This is a genomic window from Parasphingorhabdus sp. (assembly GCF_036568145.1).
GTDB lineage: Bacteria > Pseudomonadota > Alphaproteobacteria > Sphingomonadales > Sphingomonadaceae > Parasphingorhabdus.
In genome coordinates this window covers 306,529-329,846 of the sequence record NZ_DATCTC010000031.1, presented here as the reverse complement: position 1 = coordinate 329,846, position 23,318 = coordinate 306,529, and the positions used below count along the sequence as shown (strand labels likewise).

Below are 23,318 nucleotides of genomic sequence, written 5' to 3'. Positions count from 1 at the left end.
CGGGAAATAAAACAAGGAAGCTGGATTCCCGCCTGCACAGGAATGGCGGATGAGTGAAGGGCTTGGGAATCGTTCTGAGTGCAAGGTCCAGGCACAAAAAAGGGCGCGTATAACGCACCCTTATCAAACGATTATCAAACGCTTTAGCGCAAAAGTTAAGGCGGCCGATATCAGGTCCGTTTTACCAGACCGGTATCAGGCCGCCCGAACCCCCTGTTATATCTCTTTCAGTTCTTCACTGATTTCTTCGACCGGACGATCAGGATTTTGCATTTCCTCGACCATCTGGTGCGGGCCGCGCATGACGCGGTAGATATATTCGCGGATCATTACGCCGCGTTCATAGGCAGCCTGTTTGTCCGGCGTGTAGCCTTCAATATCTTCGCGGGTGATTGTGCCTTTTGTTTCCAGCAGGCGTTCAACCGTATCCATGCGTTCACGAAGAACGGAGACTTCCCCGACGACAGACATCAGGATAGAAAGTATCCGGTCGCTTTCCGGCGCATCGAAATAGCTCGGACGCTTGCCTTTGGCTCTTTTATTGGCTGCTGCCATCCAGTCGAAAACTTGTTCGGTCATTCTGCGGCCTCCTGCATCTGGCTACTATTTTTCCATGCACCATAAGCGTGCCAATAGGCGGCGCGGCCATGGTCTTCATTTTCACCCGTAGGCGCTTCTGGGAAGATTTCCCGGTCCACAACCGCACGGACGCCGGTTTCAAACAATTCGCTGCTGTCAAATCCGGCAGCGATCATCTCGTCCTTCATGTCGAGCGCGTGCATGGATGACCAGAATGGCTCGTTATTGTTAAACGCATCCCAGTCGCGCAGGAACTGCTCGAAAAGTGGCATTTCGTCGGTATATTCCGGCTGTTCCAGATGCAGCATCAAGCCGTCATCGGCCAGCACACGGTAACATTCGGAAAGGATTTTTGGCAAAGCCTTGCCACTGGTTTCGTGCAGGAACATCGTGGTCTGAACCCAGTCAAATGTGCCGTCGCCCCAGCGGGATAAATCCTCGGCATTGGCCTGAATAAATTTAATGTTCGTCGCACCAAGCGATTGTGCTCTTGCATGGGCAAAGCGCAAAATCGGCGCAGCGGTGTCGATAGCAATGACTTCACAATCAGGGAAGGCCAGCGCCAAAGGCACAATATTGTGGCCGGTGGTGCAGCCTACATCCAATATGCGGCGCGGCTTCCAGCCGGGGCGTGTAGCCTTAATCCACTCGACCAGTGCCTGACCACCGCCATCATTAAGCGCGCCAAGGCCGCCGGCCGTGGTTGCGAAAATGCCGCAATCATAATTGGCACCGGCTGAAATATCGCCGGGGGTTTCTTCACCGTGATAGCTTCCGGGCATACAGTGAATGTCAACGGCGCTTTGATAGCGCGGGACTTCGATTTCCGGATTGAGTTCCAGCGTATCGCGCCCTTCGTTAAACTGACGCGCTTTGGCGTTGAGTTCGTCAATCTGGCGCAGGGTCATGGCACGGCCGTTTTGCTGGCGCATTTCCATGGAGTTGCGTTTCAGCGCAGACCATAATCTGTGAAACGGGTCATCGTTCATCGCGTGGCGAATTTCAAACCGGTCTTTGGGATCACGGCCATGTTCATTGCGGAACTTTGGCAAGACGCGTGTGTCATATGCCAGTTTATTGCCAGCGCCGAGCGCGTTCGACATGAATTTGTTGAAATTGGCGAGGAAGTCAAACCGGGCAATTTCATCATGGGATGCGATGGGCGACACACCGTGCCGGGCCACTGCATTATAGGGAGGAGCTACATCGAGCTTGTTATCATTACTCATATCAAACCAGCCTTTATCATACGTTCAATGGACTCTTCCTGAGTCCGGAGGAAATAATCGCGATCCGGGGTCTGAATGTCATTGTTCTGGATCAAACCATCGGCCTTTTGCGGCGAGATTCCGGAATAAATCGGGGCGAAAAGTTCAAGCCGTTGACGCGCTAGAAAATTGGTCATGGCCGGCTTGCGCCGCGCTGCCCTGAGTGCTTCGAGATTGATGTCGGCAAAGGCGGTAAATGTTTCGCCAGTGTTCGATTCCGCCATCACCCGGCCCTTGTAATCGACGACCATGCTGTTGCCGTCTGCCGAAGCGAGAGGCATAGAGCTGTCACGGATGCCAGCGGTGTTGGCAGACACGACATAGGCCATATTTTCCTGTGCCCGTGCGCGCTTGCCAATATCCTTTGGCGTATCGAGCGGGGAGCCGATTTCGGAACTGCTATGGGCAAAGACTTCGGCTCCGCGCAGGGCTAGTGCTCTGGCGATTTCGGGGTAAAGAATTTCCTCTGATGCAATGGCTGCAAGATTGCCAATCTCGGTCTTCGCAACCGGGAATACGCCGTCGAGGCCGTAAATATCGAGATATTTTGACCAGACATCATGCGGAGTTGGCGCAAACATGCTGTTGAGCCGGCGGTAACGCAGCACAACATCACCCGAAGGGGCGATGATGAAACAGGCCTGAAAATACAGGCCTGGAAAATTCTCGTCCGTTTCATAGGCATTGCCGGCGATAAAGATATTCAGCCGCTGTGCCATAGCGCCCATCGCTTCATATTCCGGCCCGTTGATTTCGAGCGCAGCCTTGTCCGCGAAATCGGGGATTGAAATCCGTCCCGGATAGCTGGTCAAAAGATATTCGGGAAGCACCGCCAGCTTAACCGGATTACCGGCATATTGCTGGATGAAGATGCAGGAAGAACGAATCTTGCCTTCCACTTCCTTGATCAGGTCCATCATCTGCGTGCGGGCAGTCGCTTTGTCCGGTGCATTCTCGATCGAACGGGCGGCCAGTTGCATGGCGACGGCGGAATAAGTTTTGATTTCGGTCATGTTCTTTTCTTTACTCACTTTCCCGGAGGCGGCCAACACGCCGGACGATGCGGAAGCCGATGCGTAAATTGCCGCTGCGATTATCTGTCTCCGGTCAAAGTCCATAGCGTGCCTGCAAACCTCTTATAGGCCCAAAGATCCGGGGTTCATCAGGCCTTTTGGATCGACTGATTTTTTCAGATCCTGTAGCAGCGCATCTGCCGCAGGGGACAGGCTGTCGCGGTAACGATAGGTCCGGCCAATTTGCAAATGAGCCGCCCCCTGTTCGTAAAACAGATCGACCAGCGCTTTTTTCATTTTCTGCGCCATTGCCCATGCGGCGGGATTTGCATCCAGCTTTGGCAATTTAGCGAAATGCGCGTCCTCCATGCTATCCTTGTGCACGGGATTTGAAGCATCGGGCCAATAGAGGCATGGTTCGATAATGACACCGGACCCGCCAACCGAAGAAATCAGCGTGCCGGTGAACATCTCGACTTCATCCATTTCAGCGCGATGCTTGTCAAACAGCGCTTCGATCGCTTCGTAACAGGCGACCGCTTTTGAATGGGGGAGCATACCGTGGATAGGTGCCCAGCGCTGGCCGCCAGCACCAAGCATGGAATTGAGCGGACCAAAGGGATTTGCACGGACGATTTTCGGAATCGTATTCTCGGTTTCGGTCGCACCATGGGCCAGCGCCATTTTGCGAGCGCTTGCCAGATCGTCATCCGCTGCAGCCTGAATGCGTCCTTCGGTCAGGACGTGCAGCGAGAATTTCGCTTCATCCATGAAGTTGCGGCCAGCGGTGACGACCTTTGCGCCTTCCTTGATCGCGCCCCAGACAGAACCCTGTTTCTTCATCATATTGCCAAGCGCCTTGGCATCGCTGGCCAGGCTGTCGCGTCTCATGCGGATGGCGTTCAGATTGGGGTCAAAGCCGAAACATTCCGTGCTCGTGCCGGACCGCTCGATCGCTGCGAGGGCAGTGAGGGTGTCTTCATAGGTTTCAAAGCTGAAACTGGCATAGCCATGGGCCTTGGCTTCGGGGATCAGCGGCATGGTGATCGTGGCCTTCATGCCCAATGCGCCCGTGTCGGCCAGGAACAATCCGGTCAGATCGGGACCATAATGCCGGGTAAACTCGCTGCCGGTTTTCAGGATCGTGCCGTCGGCCAGCACAACTTCCATCGAGATGCAGCTTTGCGCGGCGGTGCCATAGCGGCCGGTTCCCCAGAACAGACAGTTCTGGCTCATGCCGCCGCCGATGCTGGCTTTCAGGCCGGACAATGTCCCCCAGAACGGCGTGCGCAAGCCCTTGGGTTGCAGCGTTTCATAAAGGCTTGCCCAGGTGCAGCCTGCCTCGACCGTCACGGTCATATCCGTTTCGTTAATGTCAAGAACCCGGTTCATTGCAGCCAGATCGAATAACACTGCGCCCGGCTGTTTCGTTGTGTAGCCGCCAGTATAGCTCATCCCGCCGCCGCGCGGAATTACCGGAATATTCTGGGCCGTCGTCGCCGCGACAGCCGCCGAGAGTTCTTCCTTATTCTTCGGACGCACAACGGCCAGCAAATCTGCTCCGCGTTCATAAACGTCATGTGCGTAGAAATTCAATGTGTCGTCGTCGGTTAAAACCTCGACTCCGGTTGCAGCGATCAACTCGGCCGCGCCGGGATTTGCTTGAGTTGCCATTATGCTTGTACTCCTATGGGTTTGTCAGTGGGGGCAGTGCCAGCTTCCGGGAAATTTTCCGGATAGCGGCCCAGCAGAAGCAATATTCCGCCACCAATGACAAACGCGAAGATAGCGACAAATAATATCGCATTATAACTTCCCGTATTGTCGCGGACGCTGGCGTAAATAATGGGTGAAAGTGAGTTGAAAATACCAAAGGGCATATAAAGCATGCCATAGATTTTTCCGTAATTGGCCATGCCAAAATAGCGACCGGTCAGGTAGGCAATCAGGTCGCTTTCCGCGCCCGCTGCAAATCCGAGCAGGAAGCCTGCAAGCGCGGCGCTGAGGAAGGTAATATCATTACCGAGAAGAATATAGCATGACAGCGCGGGCAAGCAGAGCAGGGGAAAGGCGACGAACCCTTGCCAGAACCGGTCCAGCAACGCCCCTGTGACAAGGCGGCCGACAAATATGCCAATGCCCAATATTCCCATGATAGAGGCCGCTGCCTGCGCTTCCAGGCCGCGATCGGACAACATGGTCGGCAAGTTGATGAAAGCCCCGCCGAAAGCCGCAGCGATGATGGCTACGGACACCCAGATCAGCCAGAAACGGTAATCTTTTAGCGCCACCCGCAAGGTCACACCTGCCAGGTTACCGGAATCGCTCAATATTGCTTTGGGCCGCTCCTCTGGTTTGGGCTCGCGGAATAAAAAATATCCGACAGGAAGCGCGATGATGAGCGGCAGAAGCGCGACAACGGCGAACATCTCCCGCCAGCCGTAGCTTTCAATTACCCAGACAGCGAGCTTAGGCACCACCATTGCCGCAAGGCTGGTACCCATTAGCAGGATACCCAGAGCCAGTCCGCGATGTTTGTAAAACCACAGATTGATGGCGCGGCTCCAAGTGACCGGGGTGGAACCGATTCCAACCACGCCCACGACGACCCATAGTGCATAATAAAGATATAGTGTGGATGTGACCTTAGCAGTTGGCGTGAGCGCAACCGCAGCAAAGGACAGGCCAAATGCAAGCAATGAATAGAGCGCGACTTTGCGAACACCGTATTTGTCCGCCAGCGATCCAAAAAATGGCGCAAGCAAAGCGGCAATAATGCCGAAAATTGTGATTGGGAAAAGGATCTGCGTCCGGCTCCAGCCGAACTCCTCGATCATTGGCTCAACAGTAAACCCGATAACATTAAAGGGTAGCGGTGAAGCCCCGCATGCGACTCCAAGAACACCGGCGAGCAGGATGGTCCACCCTTTGGAAAATTCGTTACGGATTTCCGTGTTTTCAGCCATACGCATCCCTAATATAGAATTTGTCCGGACAACTATAGCGCTATTTGGCTGCGATGCCACTAAAAGCTTTATAGGTGGCAAACATTATATCTGAATAGAGAAAGCTTGAATAAGGCGCAGAGCGGATAATCTACCGGAACCCCTAAGAGTTCCGGTAGATATATACCCCTAATCAAGTCATTTAAAATTCAAAGCGCCCTTTCAGAAGGAAAGTGCGTGGCGCGTTGAGATAGCTGTAGTTCGCAAGCGAAGTATCCACCGATTCCTGATCCAGGCAGTTGGCGCATTCTGCTGAAAAGGACCAGCCATCAATGCTCTTCAGCGTAATATTGCTGTTCACGATCCAGCGTGCCTTGCTGAGTGATCCGGTGATAAAATCGCCGTCATAAGGATTGGACGGGAATGAAGTGCCGGTAGAGCTTGTAATTCCGCCTGTGTAAAAGCTCACGTTATTCGTTGCGACATCACTTTTTCCGCGCCAGCTAACATTGACTGCCGGAATAAGTGACAGTCCGTTACCGAATTGCGCTTCATAGCTACCGCCGAAAGAAAAGCTGAAATCGGGAGTACGGGTTGGTTCAGCAATGCTACCATCCGGTGCAACAATACCGGCACCGCAACTTGCTGCCTCACTAGCGCCGCCGCCGGGGATGAGACCTGCAGCGAGTTGCGCCAGACAAGCCGCTTGCTGACTTGCCACAGAGCTTACGCCATATTCGTCGAACAGAGGTGCATCGCGATCAATCTTGTATTTGTCATCCTGATAACCTGCGGAAGCAAATAGGCTAAGACCATCGACTGGGGCAGCATTGATTTCCAGCTCGATACCCTTGTTGACATAGTCGGCGAAATTGCGGGTAATAAACGCAACAGCACCGCCCTCGCCGACAAAACCGGCTGGTGTCTGTAGATCCGCAACGTCCAGATAATAAGCGGTGAGGTTCACCCGTAAACGGTTGTCGAACAGTTCCGACTTGATACCTGCTTCATAGCTCCACGCTTTTTCGGGACTAAATGGCAGCAACTCCTGATTTGTGACACCACGTGCGTTCCAGCCGCCGGATTTGAACCCGCGCGTTGCGGACGCAAAGAGCAATAGGTCACGATCGACCTGATAATTTACGGCGAATCGCGGGGTCCAGAGTTTGGTGGTCATTTCACGCGGAATTGGCACGCCGTTACTGGCGATCATGTTCACGTCGCTGAGGCAATCGGTTCCAAACGAACCATCGTTACAATCGGCGCGATTGTCGCGGATGCTGAACTTTTTCGTTTCATCCGTATAACGAACACCGGCAGTTAACGTCAGTTGGTCGGTAATGTTCAGATCACCCTGTAAATATCCCGCATAGGCGCGAGTAGAGCTACGTATCGCTCGGTCAGCAAATACGCGCGGATCGCCGTCGGGACCAATAGGCAGTGTAAAAACATCACCCAGATCGGTATAATTGTCTTCTTCGAAATAGAACACGCCCCCGACGAGATCAATGAGCCCATCAGCTAGCGAAGCATTGACCTTCACTTCTTGCGTAAATTGTGAAAATTCACCTTCATTGGCAACGGTGAATCCACCCAGAGCGTAACCTTGCACAGACGGGACAGGGTTTGCCAAGCTCGGCAGGCCGCGTCCGTCTGCAAAATCGATCGCATAATCCTGCGTTGTATAGACATAGCCGGTGATGACGTTGACAGAAATATCCTCGCCACTGCCGAATTCCAGATTCGAGGAAACGAAATCCATATTGGTTTCGTTATCAAGTCCGAAGCCGTCTTTCTTTCCAGACAGCAAGCCGCCGAAGTTACTGTTCTTGGTAAGTCCGGTTGTAACAAACCGGCCATCGCAATTGGTCGGATCGGCCGGATCACAATCGAAGTTCACCACATTCATAGCTTTGCTATTGATGTGCATATAAGAACCGGTCCAGCGCGTTGTGTCGGACAGCTCTCCGCGGAAACCGAGGCGGACGCCCCATCCGTCACCCTCGTTCGTGCGATCGCCGGTCGTGGTATTTTTGGCGTAGCCTTCATCGTCCTGAAAATAGCCGGACAGTTTGACTGCAAAAGTGTCTGCGAGGGGAATATCAATAGATGCGCGGGCCATATAACGTTCGTAGCTGCCGTAACCTGCTTCGACATAGCCTGCGATTTCATCACCCGGCTCTTTCATGAACAGGTTTACCGCGCCGCCCGTAGTATTGCGGCCAAACAACGTGCCTTGTGGGCCGCGCAGCACTTCGACACGCTGCACATCAAACAGGGACAGGTTATTTGCGTTCTGACGGCTGAGATAAATGTCATCAACATAAGTGCCGATGGGCGGGTCAAAGGTTGCGATCGATTCGCTGTTACCAATGCCGCGGATATAATAGGCGTTGGCAGACCCGAGGCCGGTGTTGTTCAGGCCGATGAAGTTTGGAACATATTGTGCGACATCAAGGGCGTTCGATATGCCGCGGCGGTCCATCTCGACGGAGTCGAATGCGCTAATCGCGATCGGAACATCCTGCACGCTTTCCTGACGGCGCTGGGCGGTTACGACGATATCGTAGAGGCCACTTGACTGAGCGTTTTCGTCAGCACTTGATTCGGCTGCGGATTGGTCAGTTGTTTGGGCTTGAGCGGCGTGGACGGGAGAAATTGCGGCCATTCCGATGGCGGCAGTCGTTGTAAGCAGAAGCTTTTTCATGCGCTATGTGTCTCTCTTTGGCTTTATGATTTGTCCGGACAAATCTACATGGCTGTTTCGCTTTGGCAAGAGAATGATTCGCAACATATGCAAAAGTGTAAATGCCTGTTGCAAAAAAGTTACAAAAGGGAAGGTTATGACAATCACATATTACCAGTTACTGGTTTACATCCATCTGTTGCTGTTCGTGCTGTGGCTCGGCGCGGATGTCGGGGTATTCATGCTGGGGCAGCATTTCAGGAAACGTAAAAAATATGATTTGCCGCAACGATTGGTTCTGCTGCAACTGCTAGTCAATCTGGACATGGTACCGCGAACGGCTTGGGCGCTTATGGTGCCGTTGACGCTGACTATGGTGGATGCAGGGGGCTGGTGGGATTTGCCTGTCTGGGCAATTGCGCTGGCCTGGCTGGTTGGCGGTTTGTGGGTATGGCTCGTCTGGGATGCCCATAGCCATGACCAGACAGAAAGGGCAGCCCGTGACCGCAAGATTGAGGGCTGGCTCAGGATAGGCCTGACAGCATTTTATCTGGGCCTCGGTATTATTTCGCTGGTCAAGGGCGCTCCGCTGATGCCGGTCTGGCTTGCGACAAAGGCGCTCATGTTCGGGTTGATCTTTGCCGCAGCAATCATGATCGACGTTGCGTTCAAGCCGGTTGGGCCACAGCTTGGTAAGCTGATCGCCGAGGGGTCATCCGACGCCACGGAAGTGCCTCTGCTCACCACGATGAACCGCACCCGAATCTGGGTCTGGGTGGTTTACGCGCTGCTGCTCGCGACGGCATTTCTGGGTAATATCAAACCGTTCTAACCCAAAAAAGAAGGCCGGTCTTTCGGCCGGCCTTCAGGGGGAGGAACCTGTTGTGGAGGGCGGCGCTATTTGCCGCTCTTTTCCTTTGCCCGCTGCGCGTCAATCATCTGTTTGAATACGGTCCATGTTGTCTCGTTGGGGCGAGCATCGTCGGCAGGCGGCGGCGAAGTATATTCGGGATGGTTGAGTGCAATCTCGTCCTTGATCACCTTGGGCAGGTCATCATAGTTTGTGAGTTTTGTGCCCATGGCATTGAATACCATCTGTCCCTGCCGTCCGCGCATTTTCATCCATGGCATCCAGTCTGAAACCCGCATCCAGCTTACCGTGGGATAAGCAGTGGGGTTGTCGGTATCGAGAATTTCATCAGCCAGTACCGCGAAATCGAATATTTCCATCGCGTGATATTTATTGCCGACATAATCCTGATAATCACCTGCCAGCACGTTGTGGTAAAAAAGCGGTATTTCAAGCGGCATCAACATCCATTTTCCCTGCTGGCGCATGTTTGGAATTTTATACGCTTTGCCGTCGGTGGAGTAGGGGAAGACCGTGCGCATGTTCACCGGATCATTGGCGATTTGCATCACGTTGACCGTTTCTCCGGTCCACGGATTGTCCCAAGTGCGCACCACTTCGTTTGTTTCAGGGTCCAGATAGAATGTCACCTCGCGGGCGACTTGCCGGTATCCCGTGCCGCGCTTTGGGTCTGTAACTTTGACGCACTGGCGAATGTTCATCCCTTCGACGTTGAACAGATTGCGATCCGGTTCGCCTTGTACCCGTGAATAGACTTTGCCGGACCAGTGAAAGATTGCAGGGGAGCCATCCGCTTCGCCGCACTGGACACGTTTGGAGATTTCAACAGCGTCCTCCGGCTTTTCTGGGTCAAGCGTTCGCGCCGCCAAAGGGGCGCTAAACGCCATTGCTGAAAGCGCTGCTATTGCTGCTGAACGAGTGAAATATCGCTTCATTTTGTGTCTCCCCATAGATTGAAAATATGCATTTAATTCCATTTTCCGGTTGACTTTAGATTTGTCCGGACAAATTGTGAAGGAGTAATATGCAATTTTCGATATTTTGGATGATATGATCAGTTTTACCAACTTTCTTTTTGTGCCAGCCAGCCGTCCGGAGCGCTTTGAAAAGGCGGTTTCCAGCGGCGCTGACCTGATTTGTATCGACCTGGAGGACTCGGTTCCTGCGGATCAGAAGGATAGCGCCCGCGATTCTGTTATAGCTGCTCTCGCGGATCTGGATCGCGAAAAGACGGCTGTTCGGATCAATGGATTGAAAACCAGAGCGGGTCTTGCCGACCTGCTTGCACTGGCCGCAAGTGACCATTGTCCGTCGCTGGTTTTCCTGCCGATGGTGGAGAGTGCCAGCGAAGTAGAAATCGCACATAATATTCTGGGCGATCGGATTGATGGTCTGGTTCCGCTGATCGAAACGGTGAAGGGCTTGCGAAGCGGCGATGAAATCGCGGCTAGTGCAGGCGTGACGGGAATGATGTTCGGCGGAGGCGATTTCTCCGCAGAACTGGGCACGAAGCTGGAGTGGGAACCTCTACTTGCTGCCCGGGGTGCATTCATCATGTGCTGTGCATCGGCGCAGGTCATGGCAATCGATGTGCCTTATATCGATATGGGGAATGAAGATGGGTTGGCGGAGGAATGCGCCCGCGTCAAAGCCATGGGATTCCATGCCAAGGCCGCTATCCATCCCAAGCAGTTACCCGCCATTCAAGCCGCCATGCGTCCCAGCGAAGTCGAAATTGCGGAAGCACAGGATGCCGTAGCGGCTTATGATGCGGCCGGGGGCAAAGCCATTTCCCATAACGGAAAAATGCTGGAGGCACCAATTATGGAACGATACCGCCGGATACTTGCGTCGGTATAAAAAGCAATAGATACAGATATATAGAAATAATCAGAAGGATAATTAATATGCGTGATGGAGTAATTGAAGTTAGCCCCGGCCGGTTCCGGGAAACATTTGGCCGCTATTTCGAGGATTTCGAAGTAGGTCATATTTACGAACACCGTCCCGGTCGGACAATTACCGATACCGACAACGTGCATTTCACATTGTTGACGATGAACACTCACCCTGCGCATTTCGACTATGAATTTGCCAAGAAAACCGAGTTTAAAAAACCGCTCATCTGTTCGCCGCTAACCGTTGCTTTGATGGTGGGTATGAGTGTTTCGGACACCAGTCAAAAGGCAGTTGCCAACCTTGGCTGGGACAAGATTAAACTGACAAACCCGATGTTCCCGGGTGATACGCTCTATGCAGAGAGTGAAGTCCTGGAAAAACGCGAATCTTCATCGCGCCCTGAGCAGGGAATTGTGACAATCAAGACCATCGGTACAAACCAGCATGGTGATGTTGTCTGCACGTTCGAGCGGACGATGCTGATCTGGAAGCGCGGTTTTGGCAACGCTGACGATTAAGTTTGCTGAAAAAATTTCGCGTTTAAGGGAGTAGAACATGGCGAGTGCCACAGAAGTGAATCAAATAAGAACAATCGACCCGGAAGACGAACGGGCGTTCCTGGAAGCCATTGAAAAATGGGTCCAGGGCGAAGTGAAACCGGTGGTCATGGAGCATGACCATGGCGATATCTGGCCAAAGGAACTGGTCGCACAGATGACCGAAATGGGTCTGTTCGGCGCCACAATTAGTGAGGAATATGGCGGGCTTGGTCTGCCAGCGACCACCTATGCCAAGATCATTGCCTATATCTCGTCCTATTGGATGGCGATCACCGGCATCGTGAATTCGCATTTGATCATGGCTGCGGCTGTCGAGCGTTTTGGCACCTCGGAACAGAAATCGAAATGGCTTCCCAAATTTGCCAGCGGCGAAATTCGCGGAGGGCTTGCGCTGACTGAACCGAATGCCGGAACCGATTTGCAGGCGATCCGCACTGTTGCGCGCCGGGAAGGTGATGAATATGTCATCAACGGCACCAAGACATGGATAACCAACGGTATTCAGGGCGAATGTTTCGCGCTGCTCGTCAAAACCGATCCCAAGGCAGACCCGCGCTACAAAGGCATGAGTCTGATGATCGCGCCCAAGGGCGAAGGTTTTGGCGTCAGCAAGAAGTTCGACAAGCTGGGCTATAAGTCCATCGACAGTGCCGAACTGACCTTTGACAATTATCGTATTCCGGCTGAAAACCTGATCGGCGGGGTTGAAGGCAAGGGCTTTTTCCAGGCCACCGGCGGTCTTGAGCTGGGCCGTATCAACGTTGCAGCACGCGGCGTCGGGCTTGCCGAGGGGTCTTTGCGGCTTGCAACAGAATATGCACAGATCCGTGAAACAATGGGCAAACCCATTTGCGAGCATCAGGCGATCCAGTTGAAACTGGGTGAAATGGTGACACGGGCACGGGCTGCACGGTTGCTGACACTGGATGCGGCGGAAGCGTATGACCGCGGTGAACGCTGCGATATGCAAGCTGGTATGGCCAAATATTTTGCTTCTGAAGCTGCTGTGCGAAACTCGGAAGAGAGCCTGCGTATTCATGGCGGTTACGGCTATTCCAAGGAATATGATATCGAGCGCTATTACCGCGATTCAATCCTGATGTGTATCGGTGAGGGAACCAACGAAATGCAGCGCATGATTATATCGAAGCAATGGGTAAAGCAGAATCCGGCATGAGTAAGAAGCTTCCCCTAGAAGGTTTTCGAGTCCTGTCTGCCGAGCAATATGGCGCTGGTCCTTATGGCACCATGTATCTTGCGCAGATGGGTGCGGACGTTATCAAGATCGAACCACCTGCCAAAAATGGAGTGGGTGGAGGCGATACGGCCCGTCATGTGGGGCCGCATTGGCTGCGTGATCAGGAAAGTCTTTATTTTCAGAGCTTTAACCTGAATAAGCGGTCTTTGACATTGGATTTGCGAAGCGATGAAGGGATGGAAATCCTGCATAAGCTGGTCAAGAACTCGCATGTCATGGCCAATAATTTGCGCGGCGATGTGCCAGCCAAAATCGGTCTGGATTACGAGAGCCTGAAATCGGTGAACCCGGCTATCGTCTGCGCGCACTGTTCAGCCTATGGCCGCGATAATGACCGCGCCCAATGGCCGGGCTATGACTATCTGATGCAGGCCGAGGCCGGTTTCTGCGCTTTGACGGGGGAACCTGATGGCCCGCCAGTCCGGTTTGGCCTGTCGATGGTGGACTTCATGTCCGGCACGCAAATGGCTGTTGGTTTGCTGGCCGCGCTGCTGGATGCCCAGCGGTCGGGTGAAGGCTGTGACGTGGATGTCGATCTGTTGTCCGCTGCGGTGCACCAGACCAGCTATCCCGCGCTTTGGTATATGAATGAAGGCGATGTGACCCAGCGCGTGAAACGCGGCGCCCATCCTTCCGCTACGCCTAGCCAGATGTTCAAGGCTGCGGATGGCTGGATGTTTGTGATGGCGCAGATACCAAAATTCTGGCCGATCCTTGCTGAGAAAATTGGTCATAGCGAATTGATCAATGATCCGCGTTTTGACACACCCGCCAACCGTCTGAAAAACCGTGAGACGCTCTCCGGAATATTGGAAGCTATTTTTGGCGAGCATGATGTCGCACATTGGCAGGGCTTGCTACAAGGGCTGGTTCCAATCGCACCGGTTTACAATCTTGATCAGGCGCTCGACAATCCGTGGCTGAAAACCATTGGTATGCGCGATACGATCAGCCATCCGGACAAGCCGGAAATGGATGTTCTGTCCAGTCCGATCAAGGTAAACGGCAAGCGTCTTCCCAACAAAGCTGCGCCGCTTCTTGGCGCGGACAGCGATGCTGTATTGGCTGAAATCGGCTATGATGCAGATGAGGTTGAGGGACTGCGCGCAAAGGGTGTGATCTGAATAATGGCAAAACTCACCGGCATAAAAGTCGTCGACCTATCGCTTTTCCTCCCCGGACCGATGCTCACCTTGATGATGGCGGATCATGGTGCCGACGTTATCAAGGTCGAGCCGCCCACCGGCGATCCGGCGCGGCAGATGGAACCTGTCGAGGCCGGTCAATCGGTCTGGTTCCGCAATCTGAACCGCGGCAAACAGGCGCTGGCGCTTGATTTGAAAAGCGAAGAGGGGCGCGAGAGGCTTTGGGAACTGCTCGCCGATGCAGACGTCATGATCGAAGGTTTCCGGCCCGGTGTAATGAAGCGGCTCGGTTTCGATTATGAAGCCGTTCATGCCAAAAATCCCCGGATTGTTTACTGTTCGATTTCCGCTTTCGGGCAAGAGGGCGAGATGGCGCACCATCCTGCCCATGATCTTGCTGTGCAGGCGCTTTCGGGCTTTCTGTCGGTCAATGATGGCGAAGATGGTATGCCGGTTGTGCCGGGCGCGCCATCTGCCGATATGGCGGCAGGGCTGAACGGACTATCTGCTGTGTTGATGGCGCTGATCGGGCGTGAGAAGACAGGTAAGGGTGATTATATCGATGTCGCGATGTATGACTCGCTCTTGCCATGGTGTGCCCATATCGCTGGCGATGCGATTAGCGGCGGGAATACACCTGTATCACAGTCACAGCGATCCCTTGGCGGTGCTGCTTTCTACAATGTTTACCGAACACTGGATGGCAAGCATGTTGTTCTGGGAGGCCGCGAAATCAAGTTTGCAAAAAACCTGTTAACCGCCCTGGACCGTATCGACCTGTTGCCACTGGCCGAGGGGGAGGCAGGCGCGTTGCAAAAGCCGCTCATTGACTATCTGCGCGGCATCTTCGCGGCCAAAACCCGCGACGAATGGGTTCAGTGGTTTGCGGACAAGGACGTTGCATTTTCGCCCGTGCTCAATTTCCGGGAAGCGCTGGATCAAGGCTTCGTGAAGGAAAGAGGTTTGCTGGTGGAAGCAAATGGATCGCACCAGATTGCCCCCGCTTTCAGGTTTCAATCCGAAGCGGACTGGCAGCCTTCCGATGCACCGGAACTGAAATAATGAGCGACCCGGCTCCCCTCGATATCGCGCAAGCCAGCCTGACCGAAAAACTCGCCGCCCATTTGATGCGGCCGGTGGATGATGAAACGCGGCAGCGGGCCAGATTGCATCTGCTGGACTGGTTAGGATGTGTTGCAGGGGCGCTGAAAAGCGAAAAGGCCGTGCGCTATGCAAGGCATCTGGATCATCCGGAATATTGGCTGGGCAATATACTGGAAATGGATGATGTCCATAGATCGGCAATCCTCCATCCCGGTCCGGTTATCTGGCCGGCAGCATTAAAAGACGAAGCTGATCTGACAAAGGTGCTGCACTCCGCAATCATCGGATATGAAGCGATGATTTGTGTCGGGGCGACATTTGATAGTCACCATTATAGCCACTATCACCCGACGGCCACAGCCGGATTTTTCGGCGCTGCCGTTTCCCGTCTCCACCATCATTTGGGGCAAGATATTTCTTTGGCAGGCCAATATGCCTCTGCAATGGGATTGGCGGGAACAATAGCCGGGGGCCTTTGGCAAACAAGGCACGAGAATGACGACGCGAAGCAATTCCATGTCGCCCATGCGATAGAAACGGGTGAGCAGATTTCGGCTTTTATCGCGGCCAATATCAAAGGCTCGCGTTTCATTCTTGAAGGTCCGCAAGGCCTTTACGCCGCGACCTGCAAGAACCCGAAGCCCATGGATTTTGCCGATCAGTGGCGTATCCATGAAGTCAGTTTCAAACCGTGGGGAGCATGTCGCCACGCGCATCCGGCGATTGATGCGGCGCTGGAATTAAAAGCGAAAACGGGGTCATTGTCCGGCGAAATATTTGTTGAAAGCTATGCTGATGCGATCACATTTTGTGACCGGCCCGATCCCCAAACGGTGCTTGAGGCAAAATTCTCTTTGCAGCATGCTCTCGCGGTGGTGGCTGAACGCGGCGTTCCAGCCCTTTCCGATTTTGAACCGGACGCAATAAAAGAACTGACCCAAGCACGCGCGCGCGTCAAAGTATCGGAAGCTGCGGATATTACATCGCGCTATCCGGAACATTATGGCGCACGCGTCACCTGCGGCGGTGAGACTATCGAGCTTGTGGACACGCTGGGTGATCCCGAACGGTGCATGAGTGAAAATCAGATTATTGGTAAAGCCCGCCAGCTTATTGCTTGGGGCGGATTGCCCGACACAGAAGCAGATCGAGCAATTGATCTGGCATTGAAGGGTGACGATAGCACATCCATTCAGGCAATGCTGAAGGAGTGGTTGTCATGAGTCATGTTAAGAAAATCCTCGATTTCGCTGCCGTAGAGCATAAGCTCTCCGATCAGGCGAGAGCGGATACGCAGCGACTATTGGCCGACACTCTGGCCGTGGGCGCGGCCGGGGCAGCATCGCCGCAAGCGCGGGTTTTACTCCCTGTCGTGCAAGGCTGGGGAACAGGTGATGATGCGCGGATCATTGGTGGCGGCTTGAAAGCTCCTGCGCCATCAGCTGCCTTTTTCAACGGTTTTGCTATCCATTGTCTTGAATGGGATGCAGTGCACGAGCAAGCTGTTGTGCACGCGCTTTCCGTCGTAACCGCTGCCTTGTTGGCAGTGTCCGACCGGATGGGTGGTTCTGAGCCAGAGGCTTTTCTGACCGCGTTGGCTGTAGGTGTAGATATTGCCAGCGGGATTGGCATTGCAGCCACCGGCCCGATGCAGTTTTTTCGTCCTGCCACGGCCGGGGTGATTGGCGCATCGCTCGCTGCTGCGCGTTTGCAGGGGCTATCACGTGAGCAGATGGCTGATGTTATGGGCCTTGCTTACAGCCATGCCAGCGGAACGATGCAAGCCCATGTCGAGGCATCCATCGCGCTGCCGTTACAGATAGCCAATGCCGCGCGTGCGGCAATTTCATCCGTTGATCTGGCCGCTGCCGGAATGGATGGGCCGCATGATGTTCTGGAAGGGCCTTTTGGCTATTTCAAGCTTATAGAACCGGGCGATCTGTCGCGCTATACCGACACGATTGGCAGCAAATGGCTGATCGAAGAGGTGAGTATCAAGCCGTTTCCATCTGGCCGGGCGAGCCACGGAATATTGGGTGCGATTGATGATATGCTGCGCGAGGGAATGCTGGACCCTGAAGCGGTGCGATCTGTTGACATTGAATCCCCGCCGCTCATCCACCGGCTTGTAGGGCGGTCCTATAAAACGGATATGACATCAAGCTATGCGCGGCTTTGCTTGCCGTTTCTTGTTCCGCTCATGCTGCGCGACCGGATCATTGATCCGCGCTGTTTTATTGCGGAGGAGTTCGCCAATCCAAAGCTGGCTGCACTTGGCGAAAAGGTGATTGTCAGGATTGATGACAATCCCGACCATAATGCGCTTGCACCGCAAAAGCTGGTGCTTCATCTTGCGGACGGGGGCGTGATAGAACGCGCTATCAATGACAATCTTGGCAGCCCGTCCGCTCCAACGTCGCCCGCGCAGACACAATCCAAATTTGACCTCGCACGCAGCCTTGCCGGTGACGATAGCTCTTCGGCAATTTTTGAAAAACCTTTAGCCTATGCAACGGAGCCACAATGAGTTTTCCAACCTATTTCGAATGTTTTGACCCGAAAGAGATGCTGGACCAATATCCGGTCGGGGATGAATTTGTCCGCCGTTATACCAATATGTCGCGTGACGAGCTTTTTGCCATTCAGGACAAACAGTTCCGCAAATTGATGAAGCGCGGGTGGGAAATCCCTTTTTACCAGCGCCTTTGGGGCAATCAGGGCATTGAAGCGGGGGATATCAAGGGGCTGGCCGACATCACGAAGCTGCCTGTCTATGACAAGTCCGACCTGATGGCTTCGGTCAATGATTATCCGCCTTATGGTGATTTTGACGGGCGAGGCGATACGCCTGTGGTTTTCCACACGACTTCTGGAACAACAGGCCGGCCACAGCCGTTGATGTTTGGACCAAAGGGACGGGAAATTACCAACTTGCTGATTGGCCGGATGTATCGCTGGATGGGGCTGGACCGTGACGATGTGGTCCAATCGGTATATGGTCACGGGATGATTAACGGTGGGCATTATATCCGTGAGGCGGTTACCCACTACACCAATTCACTATTCCTGAGCGCCGGCACCGGGATTGAGACGCGGTCGATAAATCAGGTGAACCTGATGGCGGATTTCAATGTCTCTTGCATGGTCGGTTTTGTCGATTATATCCGCAAACTGGCTGAAGTTGCGGAAGCGGAAAACCTATTTGAGCGGATCAATCTGAAGATGATCATCGGCCATTTGGGAACCGAGGACCGTGCATCGACCGAAGCCGCCTGGCACGGTGCGAAAGCCTATGACTGGTATGGTGTCGGTGATACCGGGACGATTGCCGGTGAAGGGCCGGAACGCGATGGCATGTATGTCTGGGAAGACGCGCAATATCTCGAACTGCTGGATGTCGATACCGGCGAGCCTGTTGCTCCCGGCGGGACTGGTGATATGGTTGTCACTTGCCTGTTCAAGGACGATATTGCGCCGTGCATCCGCTTTAACACCCATGACATTACCGAAGAACGGACCGACGCCAATGCGACCGGCATGGTGTTCAAACGTATCACCGGGTTCAAGGGGCGCAGCGACAATATGGTCAAGCTAAGGGGCATCAATATCTTCCCGCACGCGATTGGAGCGATCATTGAAGGGCGCGGCGACCTGACCGGCGAATATGTTTGCCGCGTTACCCGTGACGCGTCTGGCCGTGACAGCATGCATGTGACGCTGGAAAGCCGCGGTGCCAGTGAGCAAAGTGAGATTGCTGAACTACTTCGCAAGGGCATTGGCATCGAAGTCGATGTTGCTTTGGTTGGGCCAGGCGAAACAGCGGACGATACACAGATCGATACCCGTCAGAAGCCGATAAGGCTGATTGACGCACGTGGGCTTTGATTCGGCTATGATCCATTGGGATGACCTGAAAGCGGCGAATGAACCTCTTAACGCCTTTACGGACTTTGACACGACGGCACAGTCCGGCAAGGGACCGCTTGAGGGCGTAACCATCGGCGTGAAGGCGAATATCGCGGTTGCGGGCTTGCCGTGGACCAGCGGTATTGAAGCCTTTCGTGATCGGATAGCCGAACGCGATGCCGAGAGCGTGAAGCGGCTTCGTGATGCGGGGGCGGTGATTATCGGCTCGCTCAACATGGAGGAAGCGGCGCTGGGCGCGAAGACGGACAATCCCTTTTACGGGCAGACCCACAACCCGCACCGGATTGGCTATACGCCGGGCGGTTCATCGGGCGGTAGCGGCGCGGCGGTTGCGGCGGGGCTTTGCGATGCGGCATTGGGCACGGATACGATGGGATCGGTGCGGATACCGGCGGCTTATTGCGGTGTCTATGGCCTGAAACCGACGCGCGGCGCGGTCAGTCAGGACGGGTTGGAGCTTGTGGATGCGTGGCTTGATAGCATCGGGCCATTGGCGCGGTCGCTGGAGCTTATGGAGTCAGTAACGCGGGTTATTGCGAATCTGGCCCCCGCTCAAGTCATTGATAATATTGGATTGTTGGAAAATCTCGGCGAAGTCGAGTGCGAGCAGCCTGTGCTGGATGGTTATGAGAAAGCAAAAAAAGCGATGGGCGCGGCGGAGCAATTTGCGCTGCCTTATCCGCTGACCCGTATTCGCTTTGCGGGCTTTATCATGTCATCGCTGGGGCTTGCGAACAGCCTGAAACAAGTGATCGCAGATAACCCCGACGGACTATCCGACCATCTGAAAAAACTGCTTACCTATGGTCCGAAACGCAGCGCGGATGATCTGGCTGAAGACAGGAAAATCCTGAAAGAAACCGGCGAGGCTATGAGCGCTGCGGCGGATAAATATGGAGCGATCCTGCTCCCCACCGCCCCGCAGGCCGCGTTCAGCCATGCCGACAATGCCCCCGCCAACCAAGCCGATTTCACCTGCCTTGCCAGCATTGCAGGGCTTCCTGCGATCAGCATTCCGGCCGGATGGACCGATGACGGATTGCCCGTCGGCGTGCAGATTATCGGCGCAGCCGGTAACGAGGCGGGCTTATTTGAACTGGCGCGCAAGCTGGATAGCCAGCTTGATGCTTACCGCGACCCTGAAACATTTCTGAAACACTCGTAAGGAGAGAGACTATGCGCATCATCGTTATATTCAATTTGAAAGAGGGCGTTAGCGCCGCTGATTACGAGGCATGGGCAAAGAAAGACGATATTCCCGGCGTCAACCGGCTGGGTTCGGTTGATAAATTCACGGTGCACAAAGCCACCGGCCTGCTGGGTTCGGACGCTGCTTCGCCTTATCAATATGTCGAAGTGCTGGATATTCAGGGCATGGACCCGTTCCTGGCGGAAATTTCTACCGAAGAGTTTCAGGCCATGGCAGCCCCGTTCCAGGATTATGCCGATAATCCGCAATTCATCCTGACCGAAGACCTTTAATGCCGGAAGGATCGAGCATGAAGTTCAAAGGCAAAACTATCGTCGTCACCGGCTCTGGCAAGGAAAAGGGCCTGGGGCAGGGCATATTGCAACGCTTTGCGGATGAAGGCGCAAATTGCGTCGTATCGGACCTGTCCATCGGGGATCAGGAAGAAGGCGTAGCCGAGGAGTTGCGCACCCGCGGCGCAAAAGTGGCAACCATTGCCTGTGATGTCAGCGACGCGCAGCAATGTCAGGCTTTGGTGGATCAAAGCGTGGATGCTTTTGGCAGCGTGGATATTTTCGTCAACAACGCGGGTATCGGTTTCATGATGAAGCCCTTGCTGGACGTTGACCCGGCGGACTGGGCAGCGGTTATCGGCGTGAACCTGTCCGGTGCATTTTACTGCACGCAGGCGGCGGCAAAAGCGATGGTCAAGGCCGGCAATGGCGGGCGGATTATAAATATCGCGTCGCAAGCCGCCAAAACCGCTTTCCCGCATTTGCCAGCCTATGTCAGTTCGAAACATGGCATGGTCGGTTTGACACGGGCCAGCGCAGTGGAGCTGGGCGCGCACGGCATTACAGTCAACGCAGTCTGCCCGAACCATGTGACAACCGGCCTGGGCGCCGCGCAAAACGAGTATTTCTCAAAGCTGCTCGGCTTTGCCACGGTTGAGGATTATATGACCAACATGAAGGCCAAAAATCCCATGGGCCGTCCCGGCCTGCCATCCGATACTGCGGCAGCCTGTGCGTGGCTCGCCAGCGATGACGCATTTTATGTGACAGGGGAGGCGCTCAACGTCTCCGGCGGAGAAGAAATGCACTAGTCTCCCGCTCCCCGTCAGGGGAGAGGGCATAAGTGAGGGGCAGTCCTCTAAAAGATTTGAACATTGGGCCGGAAATGAGAGACTGCCCCTCTCCCCGGCCCTCTCCCCTGAAGGGGAGAGGGAGAACAAATGAAACAGGAACGTATAGATTGGCCGGACGGCGCGAAAATGGCGCTGAGCATTGTCGTCAATGTGGAAGAAGGCAGTGAAATGACCGTGGCGCGCGGTGATCGCGGCATGGAGCCGGTTGACGAGCTGGGCATCCATATCAAGTCGCCGATCCGCAACTATGGCAATGAAAGCAACTATCTATACGGGATAAAGGCCGGTGCTCCGCGCATCGTGAAGTTGCTCAAAGAATTTGACATCATGGCAAGCTGGACCGTCGCGGCGTTGAGCCTTGAAAACCATCCGGAGATTGCGGGTGCGATTGCCGAATTGGGGCATGAGCCGGTCAGTCACGGCTATCGCTGGGTCCACCAGTTCAAGATGGATGAAGAGAAAGAGCGCGAGTTTATCCGCAAAGCGGTAAGCTCGATTGAAAAGACCGTCGGTGTGCGCCCCTATGGCTGGCTGTCACGCTATTTCCATACGGACAATACTCGCAGGCTGCTGATCGAAGAGGGTTTCGATTACCATATGGATGATTATTCCGGTGACGTGCCTTTCTGGGACCGCAAGACCGTGGACGGAAAACCCATTGCCATCGTGCCGTATCAGCTTGATTCCAACGACATGAAAATGTGGACCGACCCTGCGATGACGCCGCAGCAATGGCTGGATTATGCCAAGCACAATTTCGACCAGATCTACCGCGAAGGCGAAGAGGGCAACCCCCGAATGATGTCGCTTGGTCTGCATCTACGGATTATCGGAAGACCGGGGCGTATCTGGGCTTTTGAAGAGTTTCTGAAACATGTGCGTTCCAAAAAGGACGTATGGGTGACAAGCAGACACCAGATCGCAAAGCATTTGGCAAAGGTTGATCCGGCATGACCCTGCGTCTCGAAAAACAGGGCAAGATTGCCCATCTGCTCATTGATCGGCCGGACAAGCGTAACGCCTTTACGCAAGCAATGTGGGAATTGTTTCCGGAATTGCTGGTCGATGCCATGGCGGATGATGCGGTTCGCGTCCTGATGGTTCACGCCAGCACAAAGGACAGCGCCTTTTGCGCCGGTGCCGACATTGGCGAATTCGGGGCAGGCTCGACCGACCCCGAATGGCGGGCGCGTAATCAGGCCGCAATCGGCAAGGTTCAGCATGATCTGGCCCAGGCGGTAAAGCCGACCATTGCCGTGATCGACGGCGATTGTGTGGGCGGCGGCTGCGGCATTGCGCTGGCTTGTGATCTTCGCATTGCCGGGCCAAAGGCGCGGTTCGGGATTACACCTGCGAAACTGGGGCTGGTTTACCCGCTGCACGACACGAAATTGCTGGTCGATGCGGTGGGGCCGTCACAGGCAAAACGCATATTGTTCACCGGTCAGATACTGGATGCGGACGAAGCGCTGCGTATTGGTCTTACCACCATAGTTGCGGATGATCCTTACGCAGAAGCTGACGCATTGGCCGAAACCATGGCATCGGTATCTTCGCATAGCCAACAGATGAGCAAGTCGATCATCAAGCGCATATTGGACGGGCAGGCGGATGACGATGATGAATCGCGCGCTCTATTCGATTCCGCATTTGAAAGCGATGATTTCAAGGAAGGCGTGAACGCGTTTCTGGAAAAACGGAAACCGGTATTTTGACGCGCCACGGAA

General features: G+C 54.3%; 21 protein-coding genes. 14 read left to right on the top strand and 7 right to left on the bottom strand.

Annotation, left to right across the window (positions count from 1 at the left end; translation table 11 throughout):
• Positions 1-216: 216 nt before the first annotated feature.
• The 6 genes from VIN76_RS13060 to VIN76_RS13035 form a co-directional block, all read right to left on the bottom strand.
• On the bottom strand, positions 217-579 hold the full coding sequence (locus tag VIN76_RS13060; RefSeq protein ID WP_332042292.1) for a hypothetical protein: 363 nt from the start codon (positions 577-579) through the stop codon (positions 217-219).
• Positions 576-1,808 carry a class I SAM-dependent methyltransferase gene (locus VIN76_RS13055; protein ID WP_332042291.1) on the bottom strand — a complete coding sequence of 411 codons (1,233 nt, stop codon included), beginning with the start codon at positions 1,806-1,808 and terminating at the stop codon, positions 576-578. Before VIN76_RS13055 ends, VIN76_RS13060 begins: the two co-directional genes overlap by 4 nt.
• Positions 1,805-2,860 carry a nitrilase-related carbon-nitrogen hydrolase gene (locus VIN76_RS13050; protein WP_332042290.1) on the bottom strand — a complete coding sequence of 352 codons (1,056 nt, stop codon included), beginning with the start codon at positions 2,858-2,860 and terminating at the stop codon, positions 1,805-1,807. The genes VIN76_RS13055 and VIN76_RS13050 overlap by 4 nt, the downstream gene beginning before the upstream one ends.
• Positions 2,861-2,983: 123 nt before the next feature.
• Positions 2,984-4,534: an FAD-binding oxidoreductase gene (locus VIN76_RS13045; protein WP_332042289.1), complete on the bottom strand. Its 1,551-nt coding sequence runs from the start codon at positions 4,532-4,534 to the stop codon at positions 2,984-2,986.
• Positions 4,534-5,826: an MFS transporter gene (locus VIN76_RS13040; RefSeq protein WP_332042288.1), complete on the bottom strand. Its 1,293-nt coding sequence runs from the start codon at positions 5,824-5,826 to the stop codon at positions 4,534-4,536. The genes VIN76_RS13045 and VIN76_RS13040 overlap by 1 nt, the downstream gene beginning before the upstream one ends.
• 181 nt (positions 5,827-6,007) lie before the next feature.
• Positions 6,008-8,512: a TonB-dependent receptor gene (locus tag VIN76_RS13035; protein ID WP_332042287.1), complete on the bottom strand. Its 2,505-nt coding sequence runs from the start codon at positions 8,510-8,512 to the stop codon at positions 6,008-6,010.
• A gap of 136 nt (positions 8,513-8,648) precedes the next feature.
• Between VIN76_RS13035 and VIN76_RS13030 the strand changes: the two genes are divergently transcribed.
• On the top strand, positions 8,649-9,323 hold the full coding sequence (locus tag VIN76_RS13030; protein WP_332042286.1) for a hypothetical protein: 675 nt from the start codon (positions 8,649-8,651) through the stop codon (positions 9,321-9,323).
• 65 nt (positions 9,324-9,388) lie between these two features.
• On the opposite strand, the gene VIN76_RS13025 is transcribed toward VIN76_RS13030, so the two are convergent.
• Positions 9,389-10,297, bottom strand: a complete 909-nt coding sequence (locus tag VIN76_RS13025) for a DUF1838 family protein (protein WP_332042285.1) — start codon at positions 10,295-10,297, stop codon at positions 9,389-9,391.
• A 115-nt stretch (positions 10,298-10,412) separates the two neighbouring features.
• On the opposite strand from VIN76_RS13025, the gene VIN76_RS13020 reads away from it, so the two are divergent.
• The 13 genes from VIN76_RS13020 to VIN76_RS12960 all read left to right on the top strand — a co-directional run bounded on the left by VIN76_RS13020 (position 10,413) and on the right by VIN76_RS12960 (position 23,306).
• Positions 10,413-11,222 carry a CoA ester lyase gene (locus VIN76_RS13020; RefSeq protein ID WP_332042284.1) on the top strand — a complete coding sequence of 270 codons (810 nt, stop codon included), beginning with the start codon at positions 10,413-10,415 and terminating at the stop codon, positions 11,220-11,222.
• Positions 11,223-11,269: 47 nt separating this feature from the next.
• Positions 11,270-11,779, top strand: a complete 510-nt coding sequence (locus VIN76_RS13015) for a MaoC family dehydratase (RefSeq protein ID WP_332042283.1) — start codon at positions 11,270-11,272, stop codon at positions 11,777-11,779.
• A gap of 37 nt (positions 11,780-11,816) precedes the next feature.
• Positions 11,817-12,998, top strand: a complete 1,182-nt coding sequence (locus VIN76_RS13010; RefSeq protein WP_332042282.1) for an acyl-CoA dehydrogenase family protein — start codon at positions 11,817-11,819, stop codon at positions 12,996-12,998.
• Positions 12,995-14,203 carry a CoA transferase gene (locus VIN76_RS13005; RefSeq protein WP_332042281.1) on the top strand — a complete coding sequence of 403 codons (1,209 nt, stop codon included), beginning with the start codon at positions 12,995-12,997 and terminating at the stop codon, positions 14,201-14,203. The genes VIN76_RS13010 and VIN76_RS13005 overlap by 4 nt, the downstream gene beginning before the upstream one ends.
• Before the next feature lie 3 nt (positions 14,204-14,206).
• Entirely contained in the window at positions 14,207-15,286 is a 1,080-nt protein-coding gene (locus tag VIN76_RS13000; RefSeq protein ID WP_332042280.1) for a CoA transferase, read from the top strand.
• On the top strand, positions 15,286-16,551 hold the full coding sequence (locus VIN76_RS12995; RefSeq protein WP_332042279.1) for an MmgE/PrpD family protein: 1,266 nt from the start codon (positions 15,286-15,288) through the stop codon (positions 16,549-16,551). Before VIN76_RS13000 ends, VIN76_RS12995 begins: the two co-directional genes overlap by 1 nt.
• Positions 16,548-17,855, top strand: a complete 1,308-nt coding sequence (locus VIN76_RS12990) for an MmgE/PrpD family protein (protein ID WP_332042278.1) — start codon at positions 16,548-16,550, stop codon at positions 17,853-17,855. The genes VIN76_RS12995 and VIN76_RS12990 overlap by 4 nt, the downstream gene beginning before the upstream one ends.
• A complete protein-coding gene (locus tag VIN76_RS12985; protein ID WP_332042277.1) occupies positions 17,852-19,213 on the top strand; it encodes a phenylacetate--CoA ligase family protein in 1,362 nt (453 codons plus the stop codon). Before VIN76_RS12990 ends, VIN76_RS12985 begins: the two co-directional genes overlap by 4 nt.
• A gap of 7 nt (positions 19,214-19,220) precedes the next feature.
• The gene (locus VIN76_RS12980; protein ID WP_332042276.1) at positions 19,221-20,420 is read left to right on the top strand and encodes an amidase; all 1,200 of its coding nucleotides are present in this window, start codon (positions 19,221-19,223) and stop codon (positions 20,418-20,420) included.
• A gap of 11 nt (positions 20,421-20,431) precedes the next feature.
• A complete protein-coding gene (locus tag VIN76_RS12975; RefSeq protein WP_332042275.1) occupies positions 20,432-20,737 on the top strand; it encodes an REDY-like protein HapK in 306 nt (101 codons plus the stop codon).
• Between the two features lie 17 nt (positions 20,738-20,754).
• A complete protein-coding gene (locus VIN76_RS12970) occupies positions 20,755-21,549 on the top strand; it encodes an SDR family NAD(P)-dependent oxidoreductase (protein WP_332042274.1) in 795 nt (264 codons plus the stop codon).
• A gap of 129 nt (positions 21,550-21,678) precedes the next feature.
• Complete coding sequence (locus tag VIN76_RS12965; protein WP_332042273.1) at positions 21,679-22,545, top strand: polysaccharide deacetylase family protein; 867 nt, start codon at positions 21,679-21,681, stop codon at positions 22,543-22,545.
• Positions 22,542-23,306, top strand: a complete 765-nt coding sequence (locus tag VIN76_RS12960) for an enoyl-CoA hydratase/isomerase family protein (RefSeq protein WP_332042272.1) — start codon at positions 22,542-22,544, stop codon at positions 23,304-23,306. The genes VIN76_RS12965 and VIN76_RS12960 overlap by 4 nt, the downstream gene beginning before the upstream one ends.
• Positions 23,307-23,318: the final 12 nt, after the last annotated feature.

Coding starts and splice junctions, on each gene's coding strand:
- VIN76_RS12960 (WP_332042272.1), top strand. CDS start 22,542: ATGACCCTGCGTCTCGAAAAACAGGGCAAGATTGCCCATCTGCTCATT.
- VIN76_RS12980 (WP_332042276.1), top strand. CDS start 19,221: ATGATCCATTGGGATGACCTGAAAGCGGCGAATGAACCTCTTAACGCC.
- VIN76_RS12970 (WP_332042274.1), top strand. CDS start 20,755: ATGAAGTTCAAAGGCAAAACTATCGTCGTCACCGGCTCTGGCAAGGAA.
- VIN76_RS13000 (WP_332042280.1), top strand. CDS start 14,207: ATGGCAAAACTCACCGGCATAAAAGTCGTCGACCTATCGCTTTTCCTC.
- VIN76_RS13005 (WP_332042281.1), top strand. CDS start 12,995: ATGAGTAAGAAGCTTCCCCTAGAAGGTTTTCGAGTCCTGTCTGCCGAG.
- VIN76_RS13025 (WP_332042285.1), bottom strand. CDS start 10,297: ATGAAGCGATATTTCACTCGTTCAGCAGCAATAGCAGCGCTTTCAGCA.
- VIN76_RS12965 (WP_332042273.1), top strand. CDS start 21,679: ATGAAACAGGAACGTATAGATTGGCCGGACGGCGCGAAAATGGCGCTG.
- VIN76_RS13020 (WP_332042284.1), top strand. CDS start 10,413: ATGATCAGTTTTACCAACTTTCTTTTTGTGCCAGCCAGCCGTCCGGAG.
- VIN76_RS13040 (WP_332042288.1), bottom strand. CDS start 5,826: ATGGCTGAAAACACGGAAATCCGTAACGAATTTTCCAAAGGGTGGACC.
- VIN76_RS12975 (WP_332042275.1), top strand. CDS start 20,432: ATGCGCATCATCGTTATATTCAATTTGAAAGAGGGCGTTAGCGCCGCT.
- VIN76_RS12990 (WP_332042278.1), top strand. CDS start 16,548: ATGAGTCATGTTAAGAAAATCCTCGATTTCGCTGCCGTAGAGCATAAG.
- VIN76_RS13010 (WP_332042282.1), top strand. CDS start 11,817: ATGGCGAGTGCCACAGAAGTGAATCAAATAAGAACAATCGACCCGGAA.
- VIN76_RS12985 (WP_332042277.1), top strand. CDS start 17,852: ATGAGTTTTCCAACCTATTTCGAATGTTTTGACCCGAAAGAGATGCTG.
- VIN76_RS13045 (WP_332042289.1), bottom strand. CDS start 4,534: ATGGCAACTCAAGCAAATCCCGGCGCGGCCGAGTTGATCGCTGCAACC.
- VIN76_RS13030 (WP_332042286.1), top strand. CDS start 8,649: ATGACAATCACATATTACCAGTTACTGGTTTACATCCATCTGTTGCTG.
- VIN76_RS13035 (WP_332042287.1), bottom strand. CDS start 8,512: ATGAAAAAGCTTCTGCTTACAACGACTGCCGCCATCGGAATGGCCGCA.
- VIN76_RS13060 (WP_332042292.1), bottom strand. CDS start 579: ATGACCGAACAAGTTTTCGACTGGATGGCAGCAGCCAATAAAAGAGCC.
- VIN76_RS13055 (WP_332042291.1), bottom strand. CDS start 1,808: ATGAGTAATGATAACAAGCTCGATGTAGCTCCTCCCTATAATGCAGTG.
- VIN76_RS13015 (WP_332042283.1), top strand. CDS start 11,270: ATGCGTGATGGAGTAATTGAAGTTAGCCCCGGCCGGTTCCGGGAAACA.
- VIN76_RS12995 (WP_332042279.1), top strand. CDS start 15,286: ATGAGCGACCCGGCTCCCCTCGATATCGCGCAAGCCAGCCTGACCGAA.
- VIN76_RS13050 (WP_332042290.1), bottom strand. CDS start 2,860: ATGACCGAAATCAAAACTTATTCCGCCGTCGCCATGCAACTGGCCGCC.